Annotated in this window: 19 protein-coding genes; 15 read left to right on the top strand and 4 right to left on the bottom strand. The window is 42.2% G+C overall.

All coding sequences use genetic code 11. The features are described 5' to 3' along the window. Window positions 1–83: 83 nt before the first annotated feature. Both FLL45_RS00700 and FLL45_RS00705 read right to left on the bottom strand, forming a co-directional pair. Complete coding sequence (locus tag FLL45_RS00700) at window positions 84–1,538, bottom strand: capsule assembly Wzi family protein (protein ID WP_142887874.1); 1,455 nt, start codon at window positions 1,536–1,538, stop codon at window positions 84–86. A gap of 36 nt (window positions 1,539–1,574) precedes the next feature. Further along, complete coding sequence (locus tag FLL45_RS00705; RefSeq protein ID WP_142887875.1) at window positions 1,575–2,336, bottom strand: glycosyltransferase family 25 protein; 762 nt, start codon at window positions 2,334–2,336, stop codon at window positions 1,575–1,577. 381 nt (window positions 2,337–2,717) lie between these two features. Between FLL45_RS00705 and rpsF the strand changes: the two genes are divergently transcribed. From rpsF to FLL45_RS00740, 7 genes are all read left to right on the top strand, one after another. Further along, the gene (rpsF, locus tag FLL45_RS00710; protein WP_142887876.1) at window positions 2,718–3,155 is read left to right on the top strand and encodes a 30S ribosomal protein S6; all 438 of its coding nucleotides are present in this window, start codon (window positions 2,718–2,720) and stop codon (window positions 3,153–3,155) included. A gap of 14 nt (window positions 3,156–3,169) precedes the next feature. After that, window positions 3,170–3,397 (top strand): 30S ribosomal protein S18, encoded by a 228-nt coding sequence (gene rpsR, locus FLL45_RS00715; RefSeq protein WP_142887877.1) that lies wholly within the window; start codon window positions 3,170–3,172, stop codon window positions 3,395–3,397. Window positions 3,398–3,426: 29 nt separating this feature from the next. Further along, window positions 3,427–3,879, top strand: a complete 453-nt coding sequence (gene rplI / locus FLL45_RS00720; RefSeq protein WP_142887878.1) for a 50S ribosomal protein L9 — start codon at window positions 3,427–3,429, stop codon at window positions 3,877–3,879. A 273-nt stretch (window positions 3,880–4,152) separates the two neighbouring features. Further along, entirely contained in the window at window positions 4,153–5,520 is a 1,368-nt protein-coding gene (gene dnaB, locus FLL45_RS00725; RefSeq protein WP_142887879.1) for a replicative DNA helicase, read from the top strand. A 6-nt stretch (window positions 5,521–5,526) separates the two neighbouring features. After that, window positions 5,527–6,600 carry an alanine racemase gene (gene alr / locus FLL45_RS00730; protein ID WP_142887880.1) on the top strand — a complete coding sequence of 358 codons (1,074 nt, stop codon included), beginning with the start codon at window positions 5,527–5,529 and terminating at the stop codon, window positions 6,598–6,600. Then, entirely contained in the window at window positions 6,588–7,001 is a 414-nt protein-coding gene (locus FLL45_RS00735; protein ID WP_142887881.1) for a secondary thiamine-phosphate synthase enzyme YjbQ, read from the top strand. Before alr ends, FLL45_RS00735 begins: the two co-directional genes overlap by 13 nt. Before the next feature lie 255 nt (window positions 7,002–7,256). Continuing rightward, window positions 7,257–9,260 (top strand): methyl-accepting chemotaxis protein, encoded by a 2,004-nt coding sequence (locus FLL45_RS00740; RefSeq protein ID WP_185964274.1) that lies wholly within the window; start codon window positions 7,257–7,259, stop codon window positions 9,258–9,260. 769 nt (window positions 9,261–10,029) lie between these two features. On the opposite strand, the gene FLL45_RS00745 is transcribed toward FLL45_RS00740, so the two are convergent. Further along, window positions 10,030–10,458 carry a DUF3718 domain-containing protein gene (locus FLL45_RS00745; protein ID WP_142887883.1) on the bottom strand — a complete coding sequence of 143 codons (429 nt, stop codon included), beginning with the start codon at window positions 10,456–10,458 and terminating at the stop codon, window positions 10,030–10,032. Window positions 10,459–10,989: 531 nt separating this feature from the next. Here FLL45_RS00745 and dusA point away from each other — a divergent pair. The 8 genes from dusA to FLL45_RS00785 all read left to right on the top strand — a co-directional run bounded on the left by dusA (window position 10,990) and on the right by FLL45_RS00785 (window position 18,887). Beyond that, window positions 10,990–11,961 carry a tRNA dihydrouridine(20/20a) synthase DusA gene (dusA, locus tag FLL45_RS00750; RefSeq protein WP_142887884.1) on the top strand — a complete coding sequence of 324 codons (972 nt, stop codon included), beginning with the start codon at window positions 10,990–10,992 and terminating at the stop codon, window positions 11,959–11,961. 237 nt (window positions 11,962–12,198) lie between these two features. After that, on the top strand, window positions 12,199–12,864 hold the full coding sequence (pspA, locus tag FLL45_RS00755) for a phage shock protein PspA (protein WP_142887885.1): 666 nt from the start codon (window positions 12,199–12,201) through the stop codon (window positions 12,862–12,864). A 90-nt stretch (window positions 12,865–12,954) separates the two neighbouring features. After that, window positions 12,955–13,161 (top strand): PspC domain-containing protein, encoded by a 207-nt coding sequence (locus tag FLL45_RS00760; protein WP_142887886.1) that lies wholly within the window; start codon window positions 12,955–12,957, stop codon window positions 13,159–13,161. A gap of 223 nt (window positions 13,162–13,384) precedes the next feature. Then, window positions 13,385–13,819, top strand: coding sequence for a copper chaperone PCu(A)C (locus FLL45_RS00765; protein WP_142887887.1), 435 nt, complete (start codon window positions 13,385–13,387; stop codon window positions 13,817–13,819). A 44-nt stretch (window positions 13,820–13,863) separates the two neighbouring features. Further along, window positions 13,864–14,865 (top strand): DUF2333 family protein, encoded by a 1,002-nt coding sequence (locus tag FLL45_RS00770; protein WP_142887888.1) that lies wholly within the window; start codon window positions 13,864–13,866, stop codon window positions 14,863–14,865. A gap of 495 nt (window positions 14,866–15,360) precedes the next feature. After that, on the top strand, window positions 15,361–15,795 hold the full coding sequence (locus tag FLL45_RS00775) for a hypothetical protein (RefSeq protein ID WP_142887889.1): 435 nt from the start codon (window positions 15,361–15,363) through the stop codon (window positions 15,793–15,795). 13 nt (window positions 15,796–15,808) lie between these two features. Beyond that, entirely contained in the window at window positions 15,809–16,702 is an 894-nt protein-coding gene (locus FLL45_RS00780) for a DUF4097 family beta strand repeat-containing protein (RefSeq protein WP_142887890.1), read from the top strand. A 64-nt stretch (window positions 16,703–16,766) separates the two neighbouring features. After that, complete coding sequence (locus FLL45_RS00785; protein WP_142887891.1) at window positions 16,767–18,887, top strand: tetratricopeptide repeat protein; 2,121 nt, start codon at window positions 16,767–16,769, stop codon at window positions 18,885–18,887. 133 nt (window positions 18,888–19,020) lie between these two features. On the opposite strand, the gene ppa is transcribed toward FLL45_RS00785, so the two are convergent. Further along, a complete protein-coding gene (gene ppa / locus FLL45_RS00790; protein ID WP_142887892.1) occupies window positions 19,021–19,569 on the bottom strand; it encodes an inorganic diphosphatase in 549 nt (182 codons plus the stop codon). Between the last annotated feature and the right edge of the window lie 132 nt (window positions 19,570–19,701).

Genomic DNA, 19,701 nt, shown 5'->3' on the forward strand with positions numbered 1-19,701 from the left:
ATCATTAGGTCAGCATCAGAGCCAGGTTACATTGAGAGTGCTACCGTATTGGCTGTTGCCGAACTTGTCAGCTACCTTGGGGTTTAAAAATGATAGTCCAACTCCAATGAAACAATATTTTCGTCGTCGGTCGTTCCATCATTTAACTCTGAGTCTTCAAAGATAACGCCGACTTTTGCAGACCAGTCACTAAATCGATGTTTGTAAGTTACACCCAGTCGTTTGAGTTTCTCTCGTTCACTTTTCACTACGGGCGTAGTCAGTTGTGCGTCATAATTTAAATCTGCATCATCAAACCGAATCTCTAGCCGGTGGCCTTCTGTGAAGGTGCGCGAATAGCCGATTGAAGTGACTTTGGCATCGCTATCAAAAGTACTTCCCATCGAACGGCCAAAATGTCGGTAGCCGGAGCGATAGTCGCCGTGCTCATAATAACAATTTAATATCGTCGAGGTAGCACTTCCACACGCCACTCCGGTATCGCTTGCCTCGATAAACCATTTACCGTTAAAGGCATATCCAGACAGGCCAAAGAGGTCGGCTTTGTCGGTAACCTTTATGTAGTCAGTGGCATCTTCGCCAATTCTTTGACCATAAATATTTAATGGCATATCGAATAGATGAAACGTATATTTCAGATCAAATCCAGCGAGTTGATTACCCACTTTGGTATCCAATTCATCGTCACAGGTTGCAGCGCCATTTGCGCAAACTGGATCAAAGGTAATGACATCGATGAAATCAGAAAGGCTATTGCCAAAGCCTTCCCCGCCCCACATAGCACTCCATGAAACCCCGAATTCGAGGTTTTCCAGTGGACGCATGTTAAATCTCGCGCGCCATAATTTTACGTCGGGAACGATGCGGTCAGATTCCAGTTGACCTAAATGAAATGAGAGATACCAGGGACCAATATAACTTAACCAACTATCCTCAGCTGCGGTGCCACGACTAGTAATTACCGAAATCCCAGGAACCGGACGTGCATTATTGGTCAATATTAAGCTACTCGATTCTGCCGGTCCCCACCAGCGGTTGATGGAATCAATGGATACTTGCCACTGTCCCATACGATAAGCGAGGTAGCTATTATCAAGTCCATCATTTTCATCGTTATCGGCATAAATACCAAGTTGCCCTGCCCAATTTTGAGTTTCAAATCGAGTATTAAATTCAATTTCGCCTTTGGCTTTGTGCGACTCGTGGAAGCTGGTAAACCTTGGCGCTTCAGATATTGCTTTAAGTTTTAGTTGGCTAGAATGATTTTCTCGGAATCTGAGTTGACGCTGTAATCGATTGAGTGCGGACTGGGCAAGGTCATGCTGTGATTTTATTTCCATATTCTTTAACTGAGGAGCTATACTTTGCCACGGTAAAGGATAGCTAATCGAAACCGAGTCAAGATAACCGAACTCAACGAGCGTTTTCACATCGTCATGCAAACTCACATCGTTTGTACCGATCCATGGGGAAGCGTCAGTTTGATGGCTAAATGCTAACAATAAACAACTAGCAATGAGCTTTTTAGCGTGAAACATTAGTTATAAATCCTCTTTATTCCTTTGACTCGTTTGTTACTTTCCTAGGTTCTGCTTTAGACGTTCAACTAAGCGTTGGGTTTCTCGTCGGTTTTTAATTTTGAATGCCAGCCGTTGCTTAAACTGTGCCGCTCTGCTCAATCGGACCGATTTATTTCGACCGAGTTCACTGATTTCGCTTTTTATAGCCAGGTTGGGCGTCACCGGGACTTGGCTTAACCCAAAGATTGATAAGTCTTTTTCCCACCAATGTTGGAGATCAATATCGATAGGGCGGGTAATTTGTTCGCTGTGAACCAAAAGCTTTTTTGCGCCAGTCAAACTTACTGCTTGAGCCAGAGTTCTCGCTGGTACTTTATCGTAAATGCACAAGGATAAGTGGTCTTGTTGCCATTCAAAGACCGAGTTGCGTTTGCGCGAATGCTCAGCAAGTTTAATGTAATCCCACGGATACTTAAGATTCTCAAGCGCCCTAATGACTTCACCCAGCTGACCGCAACTGGCAAAGTCATCTTCAAGGATAACCGCAAAATCGAGCTGTTCCGTAACTATCTTTTGCCAGGCTTTACGGTGACTCAAATAACAGCCGATTTCGCCTTTTGATAAGGTTTTGTAATATTGCGCCCCTTGGTTGAATTGATAAATCTTATCGATCTGCGATTGACTCAGCAGTGAGCCATTTACAGCGTCAAGCCTTTCAAAGTCAACATTGGCGGCCTTTAATAGTTGCTGGCTATTGAGCAAACGTTGTTTTGAGCTTTCTAAATTAATCAAAAAGACTTTGAAGCGAGCGGCCATGGAAAGTATTGGGGGCGATAAAATAGTAGATAAGATTTTTATTGCGGTGGAGTATATCGTATCTAGAAAAAATAAGAAGGATTAATTCCCGGGATACACAGTGGCTAATCGCGACCAGTGGTGCCTGAGCGGTGTTAGGATTTAAAAGCGGTATCTTAATAAATCGCTGAACAGTCGCAAATGAGACTTATCAGGGAGTTAACTCTACAGAAAAGCGGTAAAGCATTGCATTTATGGGCTCAGGCCAGTATAATCGCGCGCTCTTGAAAGAGACGGGTTTAACTTTTAAGCCTGAATTATTTGACAATCAGACCTAACTCCTTGTTATTAAAGCGTTCTCGAACGAGACCTTTGGTGACTGGAAACCGGAAGGAGATCTTAATGCGACATTATGAAATCGTATTCTTGGTGCATCCTGATCAAAGCGACCAGGTCCCAGCAATGATCGAAAGATACAGTGCTGTAGTGACTGACGCTGGCGGGAAAATCCATCGTTTAGAAGACTGGGGACGTCGTCCTCTAGCTTACGCAATCAACAATGCTCACAAAGCACACTATGTTTTGATGAACGTTGAATGCGAATTTTCTGCTATTGAAGAAATTGAAAACTTATTCAAGTTCAATGACGCAGTATTACGTCACCTAACAATCAAGCAAAAAGGTGCCATCACAGAGCCTTCTCCTCTAGCGAAAGCTAAAGAAGAAGCTGCTAAGAATTTCGATTCTGCCGACAAGAAACCAGCGCCGGCAGCAAAAGAAGAAACTCAAACTGAAGCGCCAGCAGAAGAGAAGACTGCTGACGAGTCAGCAGCGGAATAACGGAGGAATAACTCATGTCTAGACATTTCAGACGTCGTAAGTACTGCCGATTCACTGCTGAAGGCATTACTGAAGTTGATTACAAAGACTTAGCTACTTTGAAAAGCTACATCACAGAAACTGGTAAAATCGTTCCTAGTCGTATCACTGGAACTCGTTCTAAGTACCAACGCCAGCTTTCTACAGCAGTTAAACGTGCTCGTTTCTTGGCTTTGTTGCCATATTCAGACGCGCATAAATAAGCATTGATAACGAATTAGAGGAAAGACTAATGCAAGTCATTCTACTTGAAAAAATCCGTAATCTTGGCGAACTGGGTGATAGCGTTACTGTAGCAAACGGTTATGGTCGTAATTACTTGCTTCCTCAAGGCAAAGCGGTTCCAGCGACAAAAGACAACCTGGAAAAGTTCGAAGCACGTCGTGCAGAATTAGAAAAGAAAGCTGCTGAAGAGTTAGCTGCTGCTGAGAAGCGCGCAGAGCAATTCGCAGAGCTGACTGTTACCATCGAAGCTTATGCTGGTGACGAAGGTAAGCTTTTCGGTTCTGTAGGCACTAAAGATGTTGCGGATGCAGCGTCTGCAGCTGGCGTTGCGCTTGAAAAGCACGAAGTTCGTATGCCAAACGGTGCAATTCGCCACACTGGTGAATTTGATATCGCTATTCACTTGCACTCAGACGTAGACGCAACTTTGAAAGTTGCTGTTGTGGCGCAAGCGGAATAATCTGGTTTAATTGAACTAGATATTGTTTTTAGCGTTGCTTTAAAGCGACGCAAATGCAAAAATAAAACACCTCGCATCTTTATGATTCGGGGTGTTTTTTTATCTCTGAAAAGACCTGCTAGAATTACTGTCAAGTTTATCTAACGCTTTGTAATTCATAATAATTATTAAGGTGTATTGGTCGATTTTAAGCTTATATAAGCGCAAAATCGTTTTAAAAACTCTCATTGATAAAATCAAATTTTGCGCCTGCATTATTATTGGAATTAGTTAATGCTCGAAGACCTTCAAGTTAACAATATAAAAATGCCCCCTCATTCAATAGAAGCAGAACAATCTGTTTTGGGGGGATTACTGCTCGATAACGATGCCTGGGAGAAGATCTCAGATAAAATCGTTGCGGAAGATTTCTATCGCAAAGATCACCGATTAATTTTTAGAGCGCTTAGCTATCTCGCAGAAAATGCTCGCCCGATGGACGTAGTGACTCTCTATGAATTTTTAGAGCAAGAAGGTGAAGCTGACGAAATCGGCGGATTAGCGTACATTGCAGATTTAGCAAAAAACACCCCTAGCGCTTCCAATATAACGGCCTATGCAGAAATTGTCAGAGAGCGAGCAGTACTACGGGAAATGATTGCAGTATCCAATGAAATCGCCGATGCTGCTTACGAACCGAAAGGCCGAAACTCTGATGAGTTGCTGGATATGGCTGAGGCCAAGGTTTTCAAAATTGCTGAACAGCGAGAGAGTAAAGATTCTGGCTTAGTCTTGGCGGCAAATTTTCTAGAGGAAACCCTTGATAGAGTTCAGTTTGCGGTGGAGTCAAAAGGTGGAATTACTGGGTTAAGTACTGGTTTTAACGATTTAGACAAAATGCTTAACGGCCTACAAAACTCGGATTTATTGATTGTCGCAGGACGACCCGCAATGGGTAAAACCACTTTTTCGATGAACATTGCTGAGCATGCTTCGATACATGGCGGCAAGCCGGTTTTAGTTTTCAGCATGGAGATGCCGGCAAATCAGCTATTGATGCGTTCATTTGCTTCGATTGGCGGCATCGATGCAACCCGACTTAGAAACGGCGCGCTTGATGATAGAGATTGGGATAATCTCTCTGTGGCGACCAACATTCTTAAAAATAACTGCAAAATGTTTATAGACGATTCCGCTGGCTTGTCACCGTCTGAAGTGAGATCCCGCTCAAGACGCGTTGTTAGAGAGCATGGCGAAGTTGGCTTGATTGTTATTGACTACCTGCAATTGATGACAGTTCCTGGGCTAGGCGATAATCGAACATTAGAAATATCAGAAATTTCGCGTTCCTTGAAAGCATTAGCAAAAGAACTGCATGTCCCTGTGATTGCATTATCTCAGTTGAACCGTTCTTTAGAGCAACGAGCTGACCGTCGACCGGTAATGTCGGACTTACGTGAATCGGGCGCCATTGAGCAGGATGCTGATATCATCATGTTTGTCTATCGGGATGAAGTTTATAACCCAGAAAGTGAAGACAAAGGGACTGCCGAAGTGATCATCGGAAAGCAACGTAATGGTCCTATCGGAACCTGTCGGCTTGCTTTCCAAGGACATTTTAACCGGTTTGCTAATTTGGCTAACACCTACGAAGAATATTAAGATTTTATGCGGGAGACAAAAGCAATCATTGACCTTGCTGCGATCCGGCATAACCTTGAGATCGCAAAGCAATTAGCACCGAATACGAAAATGATGGCGGTAGTCAAAGCCGACGCATACGGTCATGGAATTGTCCAGGTTGCGCGAGCGCTTGCCAGTGCAGATGCAATCGCTGTGGCTTGCATGGATGAAGCACTTACTTTGCGTGAGGCCGGCATATCTACTGATATCATCTTATTAGAGGGCTTCTTTAGTGAGCAGGAATTACGCCAAGCTTTTGAATACCAATTACAAACCGTTGTTCACCAAGAAAGTCAACTCAAAGCACTTGAAGATACGTCGAACGATGCGAAAATTAAAGTTTGGTTAAAACTAGACTCTGGCATGAACAGGCTGGGGTTTGAGCCAGAAGACTATCAAACTGCTTATGAGCGATTAAGTCAGCTTAAAACCGTTGAAAAGATCTATTTAATGTCACATTTGGCTTGTGCTGATGACATTGATAACGCAAAAAGCGCGGCACAAATTAGCGAATTTAAACAGTATTTACAGGTAATCAAGGGCGAAGCCAGTCTAGCGAATTCTGCTGGGGTAGTTGCTTGGCCGGAAAGCCATCTACAGTGGATTAGGCCCGGAATTCTTTTATATGGTTGTTCGCCAATGCTTGATTTCACCGGCCCTCAGCATCAACTGAAGCCGGCAATGACCTTAGAATCTCAACTGTTTGCCATCAAGCACCTCAAACCGGGAGAAACGGTCGGCTACGGCGCGACTTGGCAGGCGCCGCAAGAAACGCGGATTGGCGTTATTGCGATTGGCTATGGCGATGGCTATCCACATCATGCAAAATCTGGGACGCCGGTGCTGATTAATGGCAAGACCTACCCATTGGTTGGGAGAGTGTCAATGGATATGATAACGGTAGATTTGGGGCTTGAAGATCAGTTTGAACTGGGAGACAAAGCAATCCTCTGGGGGAATGGCTTGCCCGTCGAAATCATCGCCAAGCATGCAAATACGATTCCTTGGTCATTATTGTGCGGGGTTACCTCAAGGGTGAAATTCCTATGGCAGGACTGATAAAAAAGATTTCTCTCGCGACTCGTGGCCAAGGCTTGTACGAGTTTACTCGCGAAGTTGAAAATGTAGTTTCGCAGTCAGCGGACGAGATTGGTCTTTGCACGATTTTCACTCGTCATACTTCTTGTAGTCTGTTAATTCAAGAAAACGCTGATCCGAGTGCACGCCATGATCTTGAAAACTGGTTAAATCGTTTAGTTCCGGAGAATGATTCTCTCTATACCCATATATACGAAGGCGCTGACGACATGCCAGCCCATATTAAATCGATGTTAACGGCGACCCAACTGTCAATTCCCATTGAGCGCGGACAACTGGTTTTAGGGACATGGCAAGGGATTTTTTTGTGGGAACACAGACATGCCCAACACCAGCGACAAGTAATCTTGCATTTAATTTAGCCCCCTCAAGCTCACACTCACAAACTATTGCTTAATCATATCGCCGGGATTAGTTCGCACTAATTTTGCCTTCTCAGTCAGTTTACTCAAAGAATTCAATTGATTAGCGGATATTTCTCTGCAGTTATTGAGATTTTTTACTATGCTTTAACTACATTTGCTGATTTTGGTGCCGATAACCATAAAAAGAAACGCAGAATGCGTTAAAAAAAATCAAAATCTAATGTTAAACAAACACAAAAAATGAGGATCCAAATGAATTTGACTGTTACTGCACGTATAGTTGGTGGTGCCGGCTTAGTCATGTTGTTGTTGGTTATGCTGTCGTTCACGGGGCTAAGTGGGGTTAGCTCGATCGAAGATGGTTTAAATTCGGTGACTGATAAATCAACCCCGATGCTGATTTCTGGTAGTGAAAACTTGTCGTCATTGTTGGAGGCTTCTGTTTCCGTCAGTCGTTATCATCAGACTCGCCAGTCCGGGAGTTTAAGTGAAATCGAGTCGAACTATAATGCAAGCATGACTGAGAATGAAGAGTCGGCGAGAGAGTTACAGGCTGTAGCGGCTGGTTATCCAGATATTCTCAACTCCTTAAATGCGAGTCGCGAAAGCATTGAACAGTACAAACAAGTGGTTCCTCAAATGTTCGCTGCGCACAAAAGCGATCTCACCCTCGGAGAACGAATCGAGGGAATGCGGGGTGATTTCGAAGATGTTGCAGATGAGTTGGACACCTACTTGTTCGATTTTTCTGACGACCTTGGCGGCGGAGCGACCGCCGACAGTTTACAGTCGATGTCCAATATGATTAGAGAGGGCACAGTGACTATCACCGATACATTAATCAGTGATGACGCGAATATTTTAAGCGCCGCGATTAAGGACATTAATGCGCTCGTTAAAGATTTGGATTCGAGCTTTTCTTCAGTCCAACAAGATTCGACCGCAACCAATAATGAGTATTACTCTGATACTTTAGCCTCGATTACCAAATTTAAACAATTAACAACCGGTAACGATAATATTCTTTCGGTTTATCAGCAGCAATTGAATCGGAGAGATGAAGCAAAAAAATTACTCGCCCAGTCTTCGCAAATTGCCAATGAAGGGAAAGCCCATTTACAAAATGTGTTTACCAAAGTGAAAGGCTTAACCCAAAATATTAAAAATGATGCTGCCGAGAAAGTGAGTAGCAGTAGAACCTTATTAATAGTTATTGCGCTTATCGCTATTTTGTTTGCCTTGGGAATTAATCTTTGGGTTGTGCGCTCCATTACTGGACCATTAAATGAGGTACTGCGAGTGATCGGCAAGGTCGCTGAAGGTGATTTGACTGACAAAGCGAAGGTTTATCGAAAAGATGAGCTGGGCCGTTTGTCGCACGGCTTTAATGCTTTGATCGATGCGTTAAGTGGTATGCTGAAGGAAATCAGCTCGAGTTCTCAGCAGCTTTCTGCATCGGCCGAACAAACGACAGAAATTTCGCGACAAGGCAACGATAATATTAATCATCAGAAAGAACAAACTGAGATGATTGCGACAGCTATGACTGAGATGACTGCAACCGTTGATGAGGTCGCAAACAGTGCGAGCAATACGTTACTTGAAGTGCAAAAAGCTAACGATGAAGCGATTGATGGTAAGCGAGTTGTTCAAGACAGTATTGAGACGATAAATCGACTCGCAGAAGAAATTGAACAAGCGGCGCAAGTAACCGATAAACTCGACCAGTACAGTACCAATATCGGTGCGGTGTTAGATGTTATTCGAGGCATTGCAGACCAAACCAACTTGTTGGCGTTAAATGCTGCTATCGAGGCTGCGCGAGCGGGTGAACAAGGGCGTGGGTTTGCTGTTGTAGCCGACGAAGTTAGAACGCTGGCGAGCAAAACACAAGAATCTACCTCAGAAATTCAAGAAATGATTGAGCGACTGCAGGACGGTACTCGTGAAGCCGTGGCGGTTATGAAGTCTAGTCGTAACGAAGCGCAAAATAGTGTTGAGAAAACCGCTGTAGCCGGCGAAAGCCTTCATAAAATTACCGAAGCGGTTAATGTAATCAATGATATGAGTACTCACATTGCTAGCGCTGCGGAAGAGCAAAGTTCCGTGTCACTAGAGATGAATCAGAATGTAACTTCGATTTCAGAAATGGCCGACAAGACGGCGCAGGGGTCTAGTGAAAACTTAGCTGCCAGTCAGGAGTTAGCTCGTCTTGCAGAGCATCTACAAGTGCTGATCGGTAAGTTCAAATACTAGTTATAATTAAGTTGCTAATTTAAATTTAAAGCCGGTCTTATCGACCGGCTTTTTTGTATTTAGTTTCCATTAAAAATAAATACCTACGGACGAGGCGTTCTTATTGGTTTGTGACTAATAGTTATTGATTACTAAATTAGTCTATCGACATATCAATTAAACGGTACGTCAGAAAAGTGGCCAATCATTAATCGGTTGCGTTAATAGTATAGAAAAAAAAACCGGAAGGGGGACTTCCGGTTAGTAAGGAAACAACTTCAACATATAATTCGCGGGAGTAAAAATTGAGTAAAAAATTACTAGCAGATGCAAACTATATGTAGATTTTTTCGGCCAATTTGAAAAAAACTTTAGGTTAAAAAGTGAACACACTTTAGTTATTTGTAAACAAGTTTGTTTACATTACCTTGTCCATGTTGGTTGCTAACATTGGTGGGGGGTGATGCTTTATCGAGAGGAAGTTGGTAAATTATAGCCGGTTTCAAATCAGTAATCGGTGGTTAAATAGTAAAGTCACGGAGTGACAAATAAACGATAAATTAAGTGCTAAGTGCTAAGTGCTAAGTGCTAAGTGCTAAGTGCTAAGTGTTAAGTGCTAAGTGCTTAGAGTTAAGTCTAAGGCGTTAGGAAAGGGATTACTAGTTTGTCTAGGTAAAATGCGCATTTGTTTGTCGGAGTTAGCTTTCGAGTTGATAAAATAGAGTGGCCGAAGCCACTCACTTGTCTCGAGAGGAGCTAACTCTACGACAACAAACGGGGAGAAATTGAGTTACATTTTTGAGTTGTACAGGTCAACAAAAGCTTGTTTGCTCGCGTCGCCTGCTGCGACTAAACCTTGTGCAAATTGAACGATATTTTTGCCATCAGATTCAGCCATCGCTAGGTTATCTTTACCAATCTTGGTTGCGATAAATGTCGCCGCGTTGAGTGCACCCGCGTTGGTCGCTGCGCGAAGCAAGCTACCTTGGTCACCGCACTGAACACCAGAGTAGATTTTCTTCAAGCGAATTTTAGCTGACTTTAACTTTTTGCGCATGCCGGTTCTATCATCTGCTTTCGCAGCTTCACACAAACTGTTAACCAGGCGTTGTACGTCATTAGCTTGAGTCACTGTTGAAAAACTTAGGGTAGTCGCTAGAACTGCAGTAAGGGTAGCGCCTTTGAATAGTGAAAATACTTTATTACGTCTATTAGTCATTGTTTAAGCTCCTCTCATGGTTGGTCTTTCGACCGGCAAAACTATACTGTTATCGGTTATCTCCGATTTGAATAAAATTTAAAAAGTTAGTGTACTGCCTGCCGTGGCGTTCATACTTCGAACCCAGGTTGTAGATGAAAAATACAACACATGTTCAAGTGACACTTAGATTATCGACGCCTTCTAAAATTTCTTTATAGTTTTTTTGCGTATTTTGCTAAAAAAACGATTAAGTTGCTGATATAAAAGGAAATAAAAATCTCAAAATATGATGTTAAGTCCTAGCTTTCATTCAATTTAGCGGACTTTTAATTGGTTTTTGACGTAAAATTGACGATATTTGATTTAGTGTCATTATTTTTACAGTTTAATGTATTTCCGAACTCTGTTTATGAAAATTAGACGATATTGGGCTGAGTGCGTAAACCTGAGAATGGGGTTGTGCGAGAAAACCATGAAAGATTCGAATCATTCAAAGCATCCAGTTATAATGCGCCACTTCAATCCTAAAGAGAATCTCGTATTTCTGTCATGAGTATTAACCGCAGAGTGTCTGTTGCCCCAATGATGGAGTGGACCGATCGTCATGATCGCTTTTTCTTACGTCAGATCTCCAAACACTCTGTTCTGTATACCGAAATGGTGACCACGGGTGCAATTTTGTTTGGGGATAAGGACAAACATCTTAAGTTTCATTCGGCAGAACATCCTGTCGCAGTGCAATTAGGGGGGAGTAATCCCACTGATTTAGCTGAATGCGCTAAGATTTGCGAAGACTATGGCTATGATGAAGTTAATTTGAACGTTGGTTGCCCTTCCGATCGTGTTCAAAATGGAAAAATAGGCGCTTGTTTAATGGCTGAACCAGAATTGGTTGCGGAATGTATTTCAGCAATGCGGGGAGCTGTGTCGATTCCTGTTACGGTCAAACATCGTCTGGGGATTGATGATCTCGATAGTTATGAGCTTTTATCCCGGTTTGTGGAAATCGTTGCCGGTGGCGGTTGTACCACTTTTATTGTTCATGCGCGAAAAGCCATTTTGTCGGGACTAAGCCCCAAGCAAAATCGAGAAGTTCCGCCATTGATCTATTCTCATGTCTATCAGTTAAAAAATGATTTTCCGCAATTAGAGTTCATATTAAACGGTGGCGTCAAAAACTTAGCGGAAGTTGATGCGCACTTGAAATACGTTGATGGGGTCATGATTGGACGCGAAGCTTACCATAATCCATTTATCTTAGCCGATGTCGATAAGCGGTTTTATGGCTGCAATCAGGCTGCTCCGACTCGTCAGCAAGTAATTGAGTCGATGGAACCCTACATAGTGAGCGAATTGGCTAATGGAACCCGGTTGCAACATATTGCACGTCATATCTTGGGACTCTTTCATTCACAGCCGCGGGGCAAATTGTGGCGGCGTTATCTAAGCGAAAACGCCCATAAGAAAGATGCGGGAATAGAAGTTATTCACGCGGCCCGCGATTTGTTATTAGCCAAATAATAGCGTTGCCAATTTCACCAAATGTTGGTGAAATTGGTTAATCCGATATGGCTAAGATTCCCTCTATTATTTTCACTTTTTTAAAATCAACCTACTCGCCAATCAAAAAAACCTAATAAATACAGTTGCTTATAGACCTATATTGCAAACTTGGCACGATCTGTGAAATGGGTAAGACAAATAGCAATACTTAGTTTGCTATTGAATTAAAGTTTGCAGAGATAAGAGAGGAAGCTAATGAGTGTATTTAAACGATTTTCAGATATCGTCAACAGTAATGTATCAGCAATGTTGGACAAAGCGGAAGATCCAGAAAAGTTGGTGCGCATGATCATTGCAGAAATGGAATCTACTTTATTTGATGTTCGCACTCAATCAGCCAAGACGATTGCTGAGAAAAAAGAAATGGAGCGTCAGCTACAGAATTTAAAAAGTGAAGTTGATTTGTGGCAAGGCAGGGCAGAAAAAGCGTTGGACAAAAACAGAGAGGATTTGGCAAAACAAGCACTGCAGGAAAAGCACAGAATCGAGGCTGCTGTTGAAGCACAAGAGAAAGAACTCAAGGACTTGGATGGAGCCTTGCTACGTTTAGAGCAAGATGTCAGTAAATTACAGGTAAAATTGAACGAAGCGATTGCGCGACGTGATGCTCTCGTCGCTCGTCATGATACGGTTAAATCAACTATTCATGCTCGTCGGAAAATAGATGATTCAGCAATTAACGAAGCGCTTTCAAAGTTTGAACGTTTTGAGAAACGTATGGATGAACTTGAAGCAGAAGTAGAAGCGATGGACCTGGGACGCAATGTGAGTTTAAGCCAGCAAATCGATTCACTCGGCGATGACGAAGCACTCGATGCCGAATTGGAAGCTTTGAAGAAAAAAGTAAAAAAATCGGCTTAGTTTGGACATTACCTAGTTGTTAACTCGGTCAAACGGGTTAATAAGTAGCACAAACTAAAGGTCGGCAGTCGTATTGTTAAGGAGAAAGTTATGAGTAAGTACAGTCACTACAGAGATAAATATTATTATCGTAAACCACCGAGAGCGCGTTCTAAAATAATGGGGGTATGCGCTGGTATCGCTCATCAATTTGACTGGGATGTAACGCTGGTAAGAATTGTTGCGGTTTTGAGCTTATTAACTTTTACGGTGCCAACCTTTATCGCCTATGTTCTTGCTGGGGCCTTGTTTTACTGAACGATGATAAAACAATTCAATTGAGTGAACTTGGTATGAGTTTTAGGTCTAATTAAAAAACAACCATAAATTCTGAGAACTTCTTCAATTTTGATTAACATTTTGCGGAAGTTCTCATGAATGTTTGAGGTTTTGAAAGTGTTATCTTGCTACAATTTAAGCTTGCTTATCATCTAGATGACCTTTTTAACAGTTAGAACTGAAAACAACCAAGGCAGAACCTATGCAATTCATAATCCCACGCAGTATTTTCATTTTTTGTTTAATGGTTATGGCAAGCCTTCCGGCTTTAGCTGAAAGCCAAAAAATACTCGTTAAAGACCCAATAATGCCTAAATTGCCTGAGGTAGCTCGTACAGCAGCAATATACATGACAATTGAGAACACCAGTGACTCTGATGCAGAAATTATTGGCGTTAAGACTGAGGTTGCGCACCATACGATGATTCACAAGACTGTTGAAAAAGATGGTCTAGCGAAAATGGAGCACCTCGATAGTGTGATAATCCCGGCTAAAGGAACGCTTGAGCTAAAGCGGGGTAGTTATCACATTATGTTGATGGGGTTAGACAAGAAAAAGCTTGCGAAACCGTTTTCACTGTCGCTTATGTTTGCTAATGGCGATCCAATACAAGTTGAAATTACACCGCAAAGATAAGAGGCTTTTGAGAGATGCGTAACTTATTGAATAGATTTTCAGTGATGAACATACTAGAAAACCGATCGATCCTAAAAATAGCCGGATACAGTTTATTAGGCTTGATCATATTACTCTACATCGTGGGAATTTTTTGGAGTTCAGAGCCTGATGTATTTGAAGTTAGTGACGCTGATGCTTACCTGACGAGCGGCCAGAATAAAACATTTGTTGTCGGATATACCACGGTTGCGACTACTGAAAAAGTAGCGCGGACTTTGCTTGAAAAAACGGGCGGTTATTTGAGCAATGATATTACGCCGCCCTCGATCTTTTTGGACAATATACCTTCCTGGGAATTTGGCGTTTTAGTGCAAGTCAGAGATATGGCATCAGCACTTAGAAACCATATGAGTCGTTCACAATCTCAGTCCCTCGAAAATCAATTTTTAAAAGAAGCTGAGCCACGTTTCAATAACGATCATGATATGTGGATGTTTCCAGAATCTGAAAGTAAATACCGCGAAGGGATTGAGTTACTATCGAAATACAAGCAAAGCCTTGCCGAAAAAGACAGTCCAGAAAATCAATTCTATGCTCGAGCAGATAATTTAAATGCTTGGCTATTGTTGGTAGAAAAAAGATTAGGTGGTCTCTCTCAACGTCTAGCTGCATCGGTAGGACAAGAGCGATTAAATACTGATCTATCGGGTGATTCGGCAGCAGCTCAATCAACTCAAAGTTCTTCGAGCTTACAAGTGAAAACGCCTTGGCTTGAAATTGATAATAACTTTTATGAAGCGAGAGGTGCTTGTTGGGCACTTATTCATATGCTTAAGGCCATTCAAATCGATTTTAAACCGGTACTCCAAAAAAAGAATGCTGAAGCGAGTTTAGCGCAGATAATTCGTGAACTTGAGTCAACTCAAGAGGGTATTTGGAGTCCGGTAATTTTAAATGGAAGTGGCTTTGGATTTGTCGCTAATCATTCCCTGGTAATGGCTTCATATATTAGTCGTGCTAATGCAGGACTAATCGATTTACGAGAGTTGCTGGCTAAAGGGTAGCACCGATTGGTTAGGAGTAAGTAATACAACTTTTGTTAGTGACTCATTTTGGATTTTCGATTTTGGTTTTTGGACAAAATAATAATTGCGGAACTTATATCGAAATATTATTGAAAATTTTACAACCTTTTAACGGTTTTCTTCGTCTCAATGGGATGAATCGGTAGGCTTCTGAATGTTGTTCTTGGGCTGAAGTTAGCGAAAATGCCAAGATTGAGACAAACTGATAGAAACATAAGATCAGTTGCGAAATTATGCGAGATAATTGCAGTCATACAGTCAATAATAGATAAAGACAACGAATTTTAGTATTTAGGAGCGGGTTTAAGTAACACCAATGGTTCGGAATGTCGCAGTGAGTTTTTAGCTAAATCTCGTTGAAAAAACATTTGGCGATCGAAATTGGCCGCAGTTTCTGCTTAAAAGTTAAAGTGAAATAACGCTAGGTTAAGAAGCTGTTGAGGAAATTAGTGATCATAAAATAGGTCTTCTCTGATGGCTGACACAAAGACGTACAATCTGAGTTGGATGAAATTAGCCTTAACCGGTAGCTTAATTGTGTGTGCACTGGTTGTGGGAGCGAGTTGGTTCTATTTGCAACACACTGAGAATACTTATCAAGCGTTTAGCGATGCGCAAGCTGTCGAAGTGCGTTCTACAGCCGCTAGACTAGACGAAATTGAGAGCCATTATCAGTCTGCTAAAATGAGCCTTCTTGCCCAAATCGGTGCTAACAGCGTGCAAATAGATCGGGATTTGTTAGCAGATGTTAAAGATAGTTTAGAGACTATCGAAAAAGCGACAGACTCGTTGCGTTCTGCCATAATAGCCCAACCGCAAGATCCTAATCTATATCACCTGTTAAATTCGGTCTACCAACAAGAATTGATGGTGTTATATCAGCTTTCAAGGCTGAACTCATTATCCTAATTGAGGAATTTTTATGAAAAAACTGGTTTCATTAATCCTGGTCAGTTTAAGCTTTTCGGCGTTTGCAGGTGATAAGGTCGATAAAGAACTTTCGGCGCCGCTTGACGGTGTAGTCGAAATTCACAACGTCAGAGGTGAAATCAATATTATCGGTTGGGACCAGCCTAAAGTGACGGTCAAAGGAACCTTGGATGATCTAACCGAAAAATTTGTATTCGCGTCAAAAGGCAGTACAACTTATATTAAGGTCAAACTACCGAAAAACTCGCGACATCATAATCGAGACGGCTCAAATTTAAGCATTAATGTCCCACAAGGATCGGAAGTGGTTTTTTCAGGCGTGGCGACCGATCTAACCATCTCGAAGATTGATGGTGGTTTGGATATCAAATCTGTGAGTGGTGATATCTCGATCAATGAAACTAAAGGTCGAACTCAAATTAATAGTATCAGTGGGATCCTAAAGCTTAAAGATGTTGTAGGGTCACTTGAAGTATCGACCATCTCAGGCGATTTGGACGCTGATGTTAGCTGTGACAAGGTCAGAGTGAGTGGTGTATCAGCTGACCTAAAAGTCAAACTAGACTCAATTCAGTCGGCCAAGGTATCAAATGTATCAGGTGATACGACGATTTCCGGTGTATTGAACTCCGATGGCGAGCTAGATATGGGGAGCGTTTCCGGAACGGCTGTATATGTTGTAGACGGAGAACTCGACGCTCGAGTTGTAATGGAAACTGCGCCGGGTGGCGATATTGTCAACGATTACACTGACGACAAACCGATTAGCTCTTTTATTAACTCGCAAAACCTAAGGTTCACTGCGGGAGAGGGAAAAGGGCGAGTGAAAATGTCGACCGTAAGCGGAGACGTAGGTCTAAAAGCCAATAAAAAATCGAAAGACTGATCGGTTTGCTAAGCTTTTAGAAAGGTTAAATGATGTTATTCATGCGGAATCAAGGGCGAGACCTGTGAGTATTTGGGAAGAACTGAAAACGCGGAAAATATTCAAGGCTGCGACAATATATGCTGCAGTAGCCTGGGGTATCATTCAAATAGCTGACATTTTATTTCCAGTTGTCGGGGTCGATGATTGGGTCATGTCGTCAATGGTCCTTTTGGCATTTTCGGGCTTTCCATTGGCACTTATCGCCGGATGGATGTTAGATCTGCGACTTGAAAAGCGGCGAGCGCTAGAGACTGAAGGCGCAGAGCGAATGAGCTTTGGCTCCCGAATTGCGGAGATCGCAGTGATTAGTCTTTTCGGTATCGGCGCGGCAACTTTATATTACAACTCTGCCAGCGAGCCAGTGCAAGCCAGCATTACCCCAATTACGACTGACGTTGATAAAATCTTAAACCCGGTTACCGATCAAAAAACAATTGCCGTTTTACCTTTTGCTAATTTTAGCGACTCTACGCAAGATGAGTTTTTTGCCGACGGACTCTCAGAGGAACTATTAAACGTATTAGCGCGAAATAAAAAGCTAAGAGTAGCTGCGAGAACTTCAGCGTTTCAATATAAAAACACCAATATCAATGTAAAAACTATCGCTAGCGAACTAGGCGTTCAATACATACTGGAGGGTAGCGTCAGACGCTCGGGCGACCTTATTCGAGTGACGGCGCAGCTGATTAAAGCAGATGAAGATGTCCATGTTTTCTCTCGCTCTTGGGATCGTAACATCAATAATGTTTTTGAAGTCCAAGACGAAATTTCTCAATCGGTTTTAGAAGAATTAAAAGTAAGTCTATTGGGTGAAACAAAGACTGAAGAGACAGAAATTGGCACAAAAGATATTGCGGCCTTTGCGGAGTACTCGAGAGGATTAAGTGCGTTAAGAAATCGAACTAAAGCAGACTTTGAAATTGCAATCGCGAGTTTCAAGAAAGCACTTGAGCTTGCGCAACCACTGATTAAAGAAGCATTGAATTTGAACCCCAAACTCGCTTCAGCGCATGCGGTAAAAGGATTAATGCATTGGCAATTAGCAGACGGTTCAGAGGAAGCCCCCAAAGAGCTTGCTAACGCTAAAAAGCACTTAACAATGGCAATCGATTTAAATCCTTCTATTGCTGAAGCATACATGTGGTACGGTTCGATTCTTCAAAATGAAGGAAAGTTTGCCGATGGCGCCAAGTTCAGGGCAAAAGCTTTTGAAATCGATCCGCAAGCGGCGGTAGTGGGTTATAACCGCGCGAAAGATCTTGTCCAGTTTGGTAATTACAAAGAAGCCATGGATGTGTTTAACACCGTCGTCAGGAACAATCCAAACTATCCAAATGCGTATGATATTGCAGGTGATGTTAGTTATCGTGTGGGCCAGTTAGACCAGGCTTACGGGATGTACTCTCGAATGGCGCAGCTGGGCGATGACAATATGGGGTGGCTGGTTAATTCGACAAGAATTTACATCCCAATTGGAAAATATGATTTAGCGCAACAGAATTATGATCGATTACAGGAGACGGTGGAAAAGAAATACGCAAGTAAACTGGATTGGTTGCAAGCTCAAATTTGGTTGGCTAGCGGTGATGAGCAATCTTTTATTGATTGGACTCAGAAAATTGCCGAAGACACCCGAGATTGGGGGCATTTGCTTTGGCGTGGGATAGCTTGGTACAAACAAAATAAACTTGATTACGCCGAGGATGATTTCTTAAAAGCCTTAGAGGTTATCAAACAAGAAACACCCGAAAGAAAAGATTCTGAAACGGTGCACATCAATCTTTTACTCGCGAATATCTATAAAACTAAGGGTGACAAACTAAAATCCGAATCGCATATTGATGTCGCCAACAGTCAGATCGCTCAGCTCAAGAGTGAGGGCTTTGGTAATCAGGAACTTCGGTATTTTGAAGCGGCAATCGCTGCTTTGAATGGACAAGAGGAGCAAGCGTTTACATTGTTACGACAGTCGATTCAAGAAGGTTTTGTTAATTACTGGTGGATTGATTCTGATCCATCATTTGATACTGTCAGAAAAAATCCATTGTTTATCACTATCAAGGATGAGTTTAATATCAGGATGCAGTTAATGCGCAACAGTATCGAGTCACAGTATCAAGAGCTGGTCGCTGCAGAAGTCTAAAGCCTTGGTTAAAGGTAAAACAGTTTTGCGGCTCTAAAGCCAATCGCTTCAATAGAATAAGTCGTCTTAATACAAAAAAAGCCAGTGATTAAACTGGCTTTTTTGATTGAATTTTGAATTTCTGTCGAAGGTTTTAGAAAGCAGGTTTTTCAGGTGCTTCTTCGTAACGAGTTACGCTGTCGACGATTTCTTTCTTGGCTTCGGCAGCATCACCCCAACCATCAACTTTTACCCACTTACCGGCTTCTAAATCTTTATAGTGTTCAAAGAAGTGTTGGATCTGGTTGAGTAATAATTCTGGCAAGTCGCTGCACTCTTTAACACCTTGATAAATTGGGCTAAGTTTGCGAAGCGGCACGGCTAAAATCTTAGCGTCAGTACCTGACTCATCGGTCATCTTGAGCACGCCAACTGGACGACAAGTAATTACAGAGCCCGCCAAAAGTGGAAATGGTGTCGGCACCAAAACATCCACTGGGTCGCCATCTTCAGATAAAGTGTGTGGTACGTATCCGTAGTTCGTTGGATAGTGCATACAAGTTGCCATGAAACGGTCAACAAAAATAGCACCAGACTCCTTGTCTACTTCGTATTTAACCGGATCAGCGTGCGCTGGTATCTCGATGATGACATTAATTTCTTCAGGAATGTCTTTTCCTGCAGGGACTTTATTTAAGCTCATTTTTCCGTTCTTGAGTGTCAGTAGTCAATTTGGGCGCGTATTATATCGATACTGCAGTGCAAAATAAACACTCAAAAAAAAATAAAAAAACAGCTTAAAAATCAATGCTTTAAAATAACCAGCAATCCTGTA

Source organism: Aliikangiella marina, assembly GCF_007004765.1.
Classification (GTDB): domain Bacteria; phylum Pseudomonadota; class Gammaproteobacteria; order Enterobacterales; family Kangiellaceae; genus Aliikangiella; species Aliikangiella marina.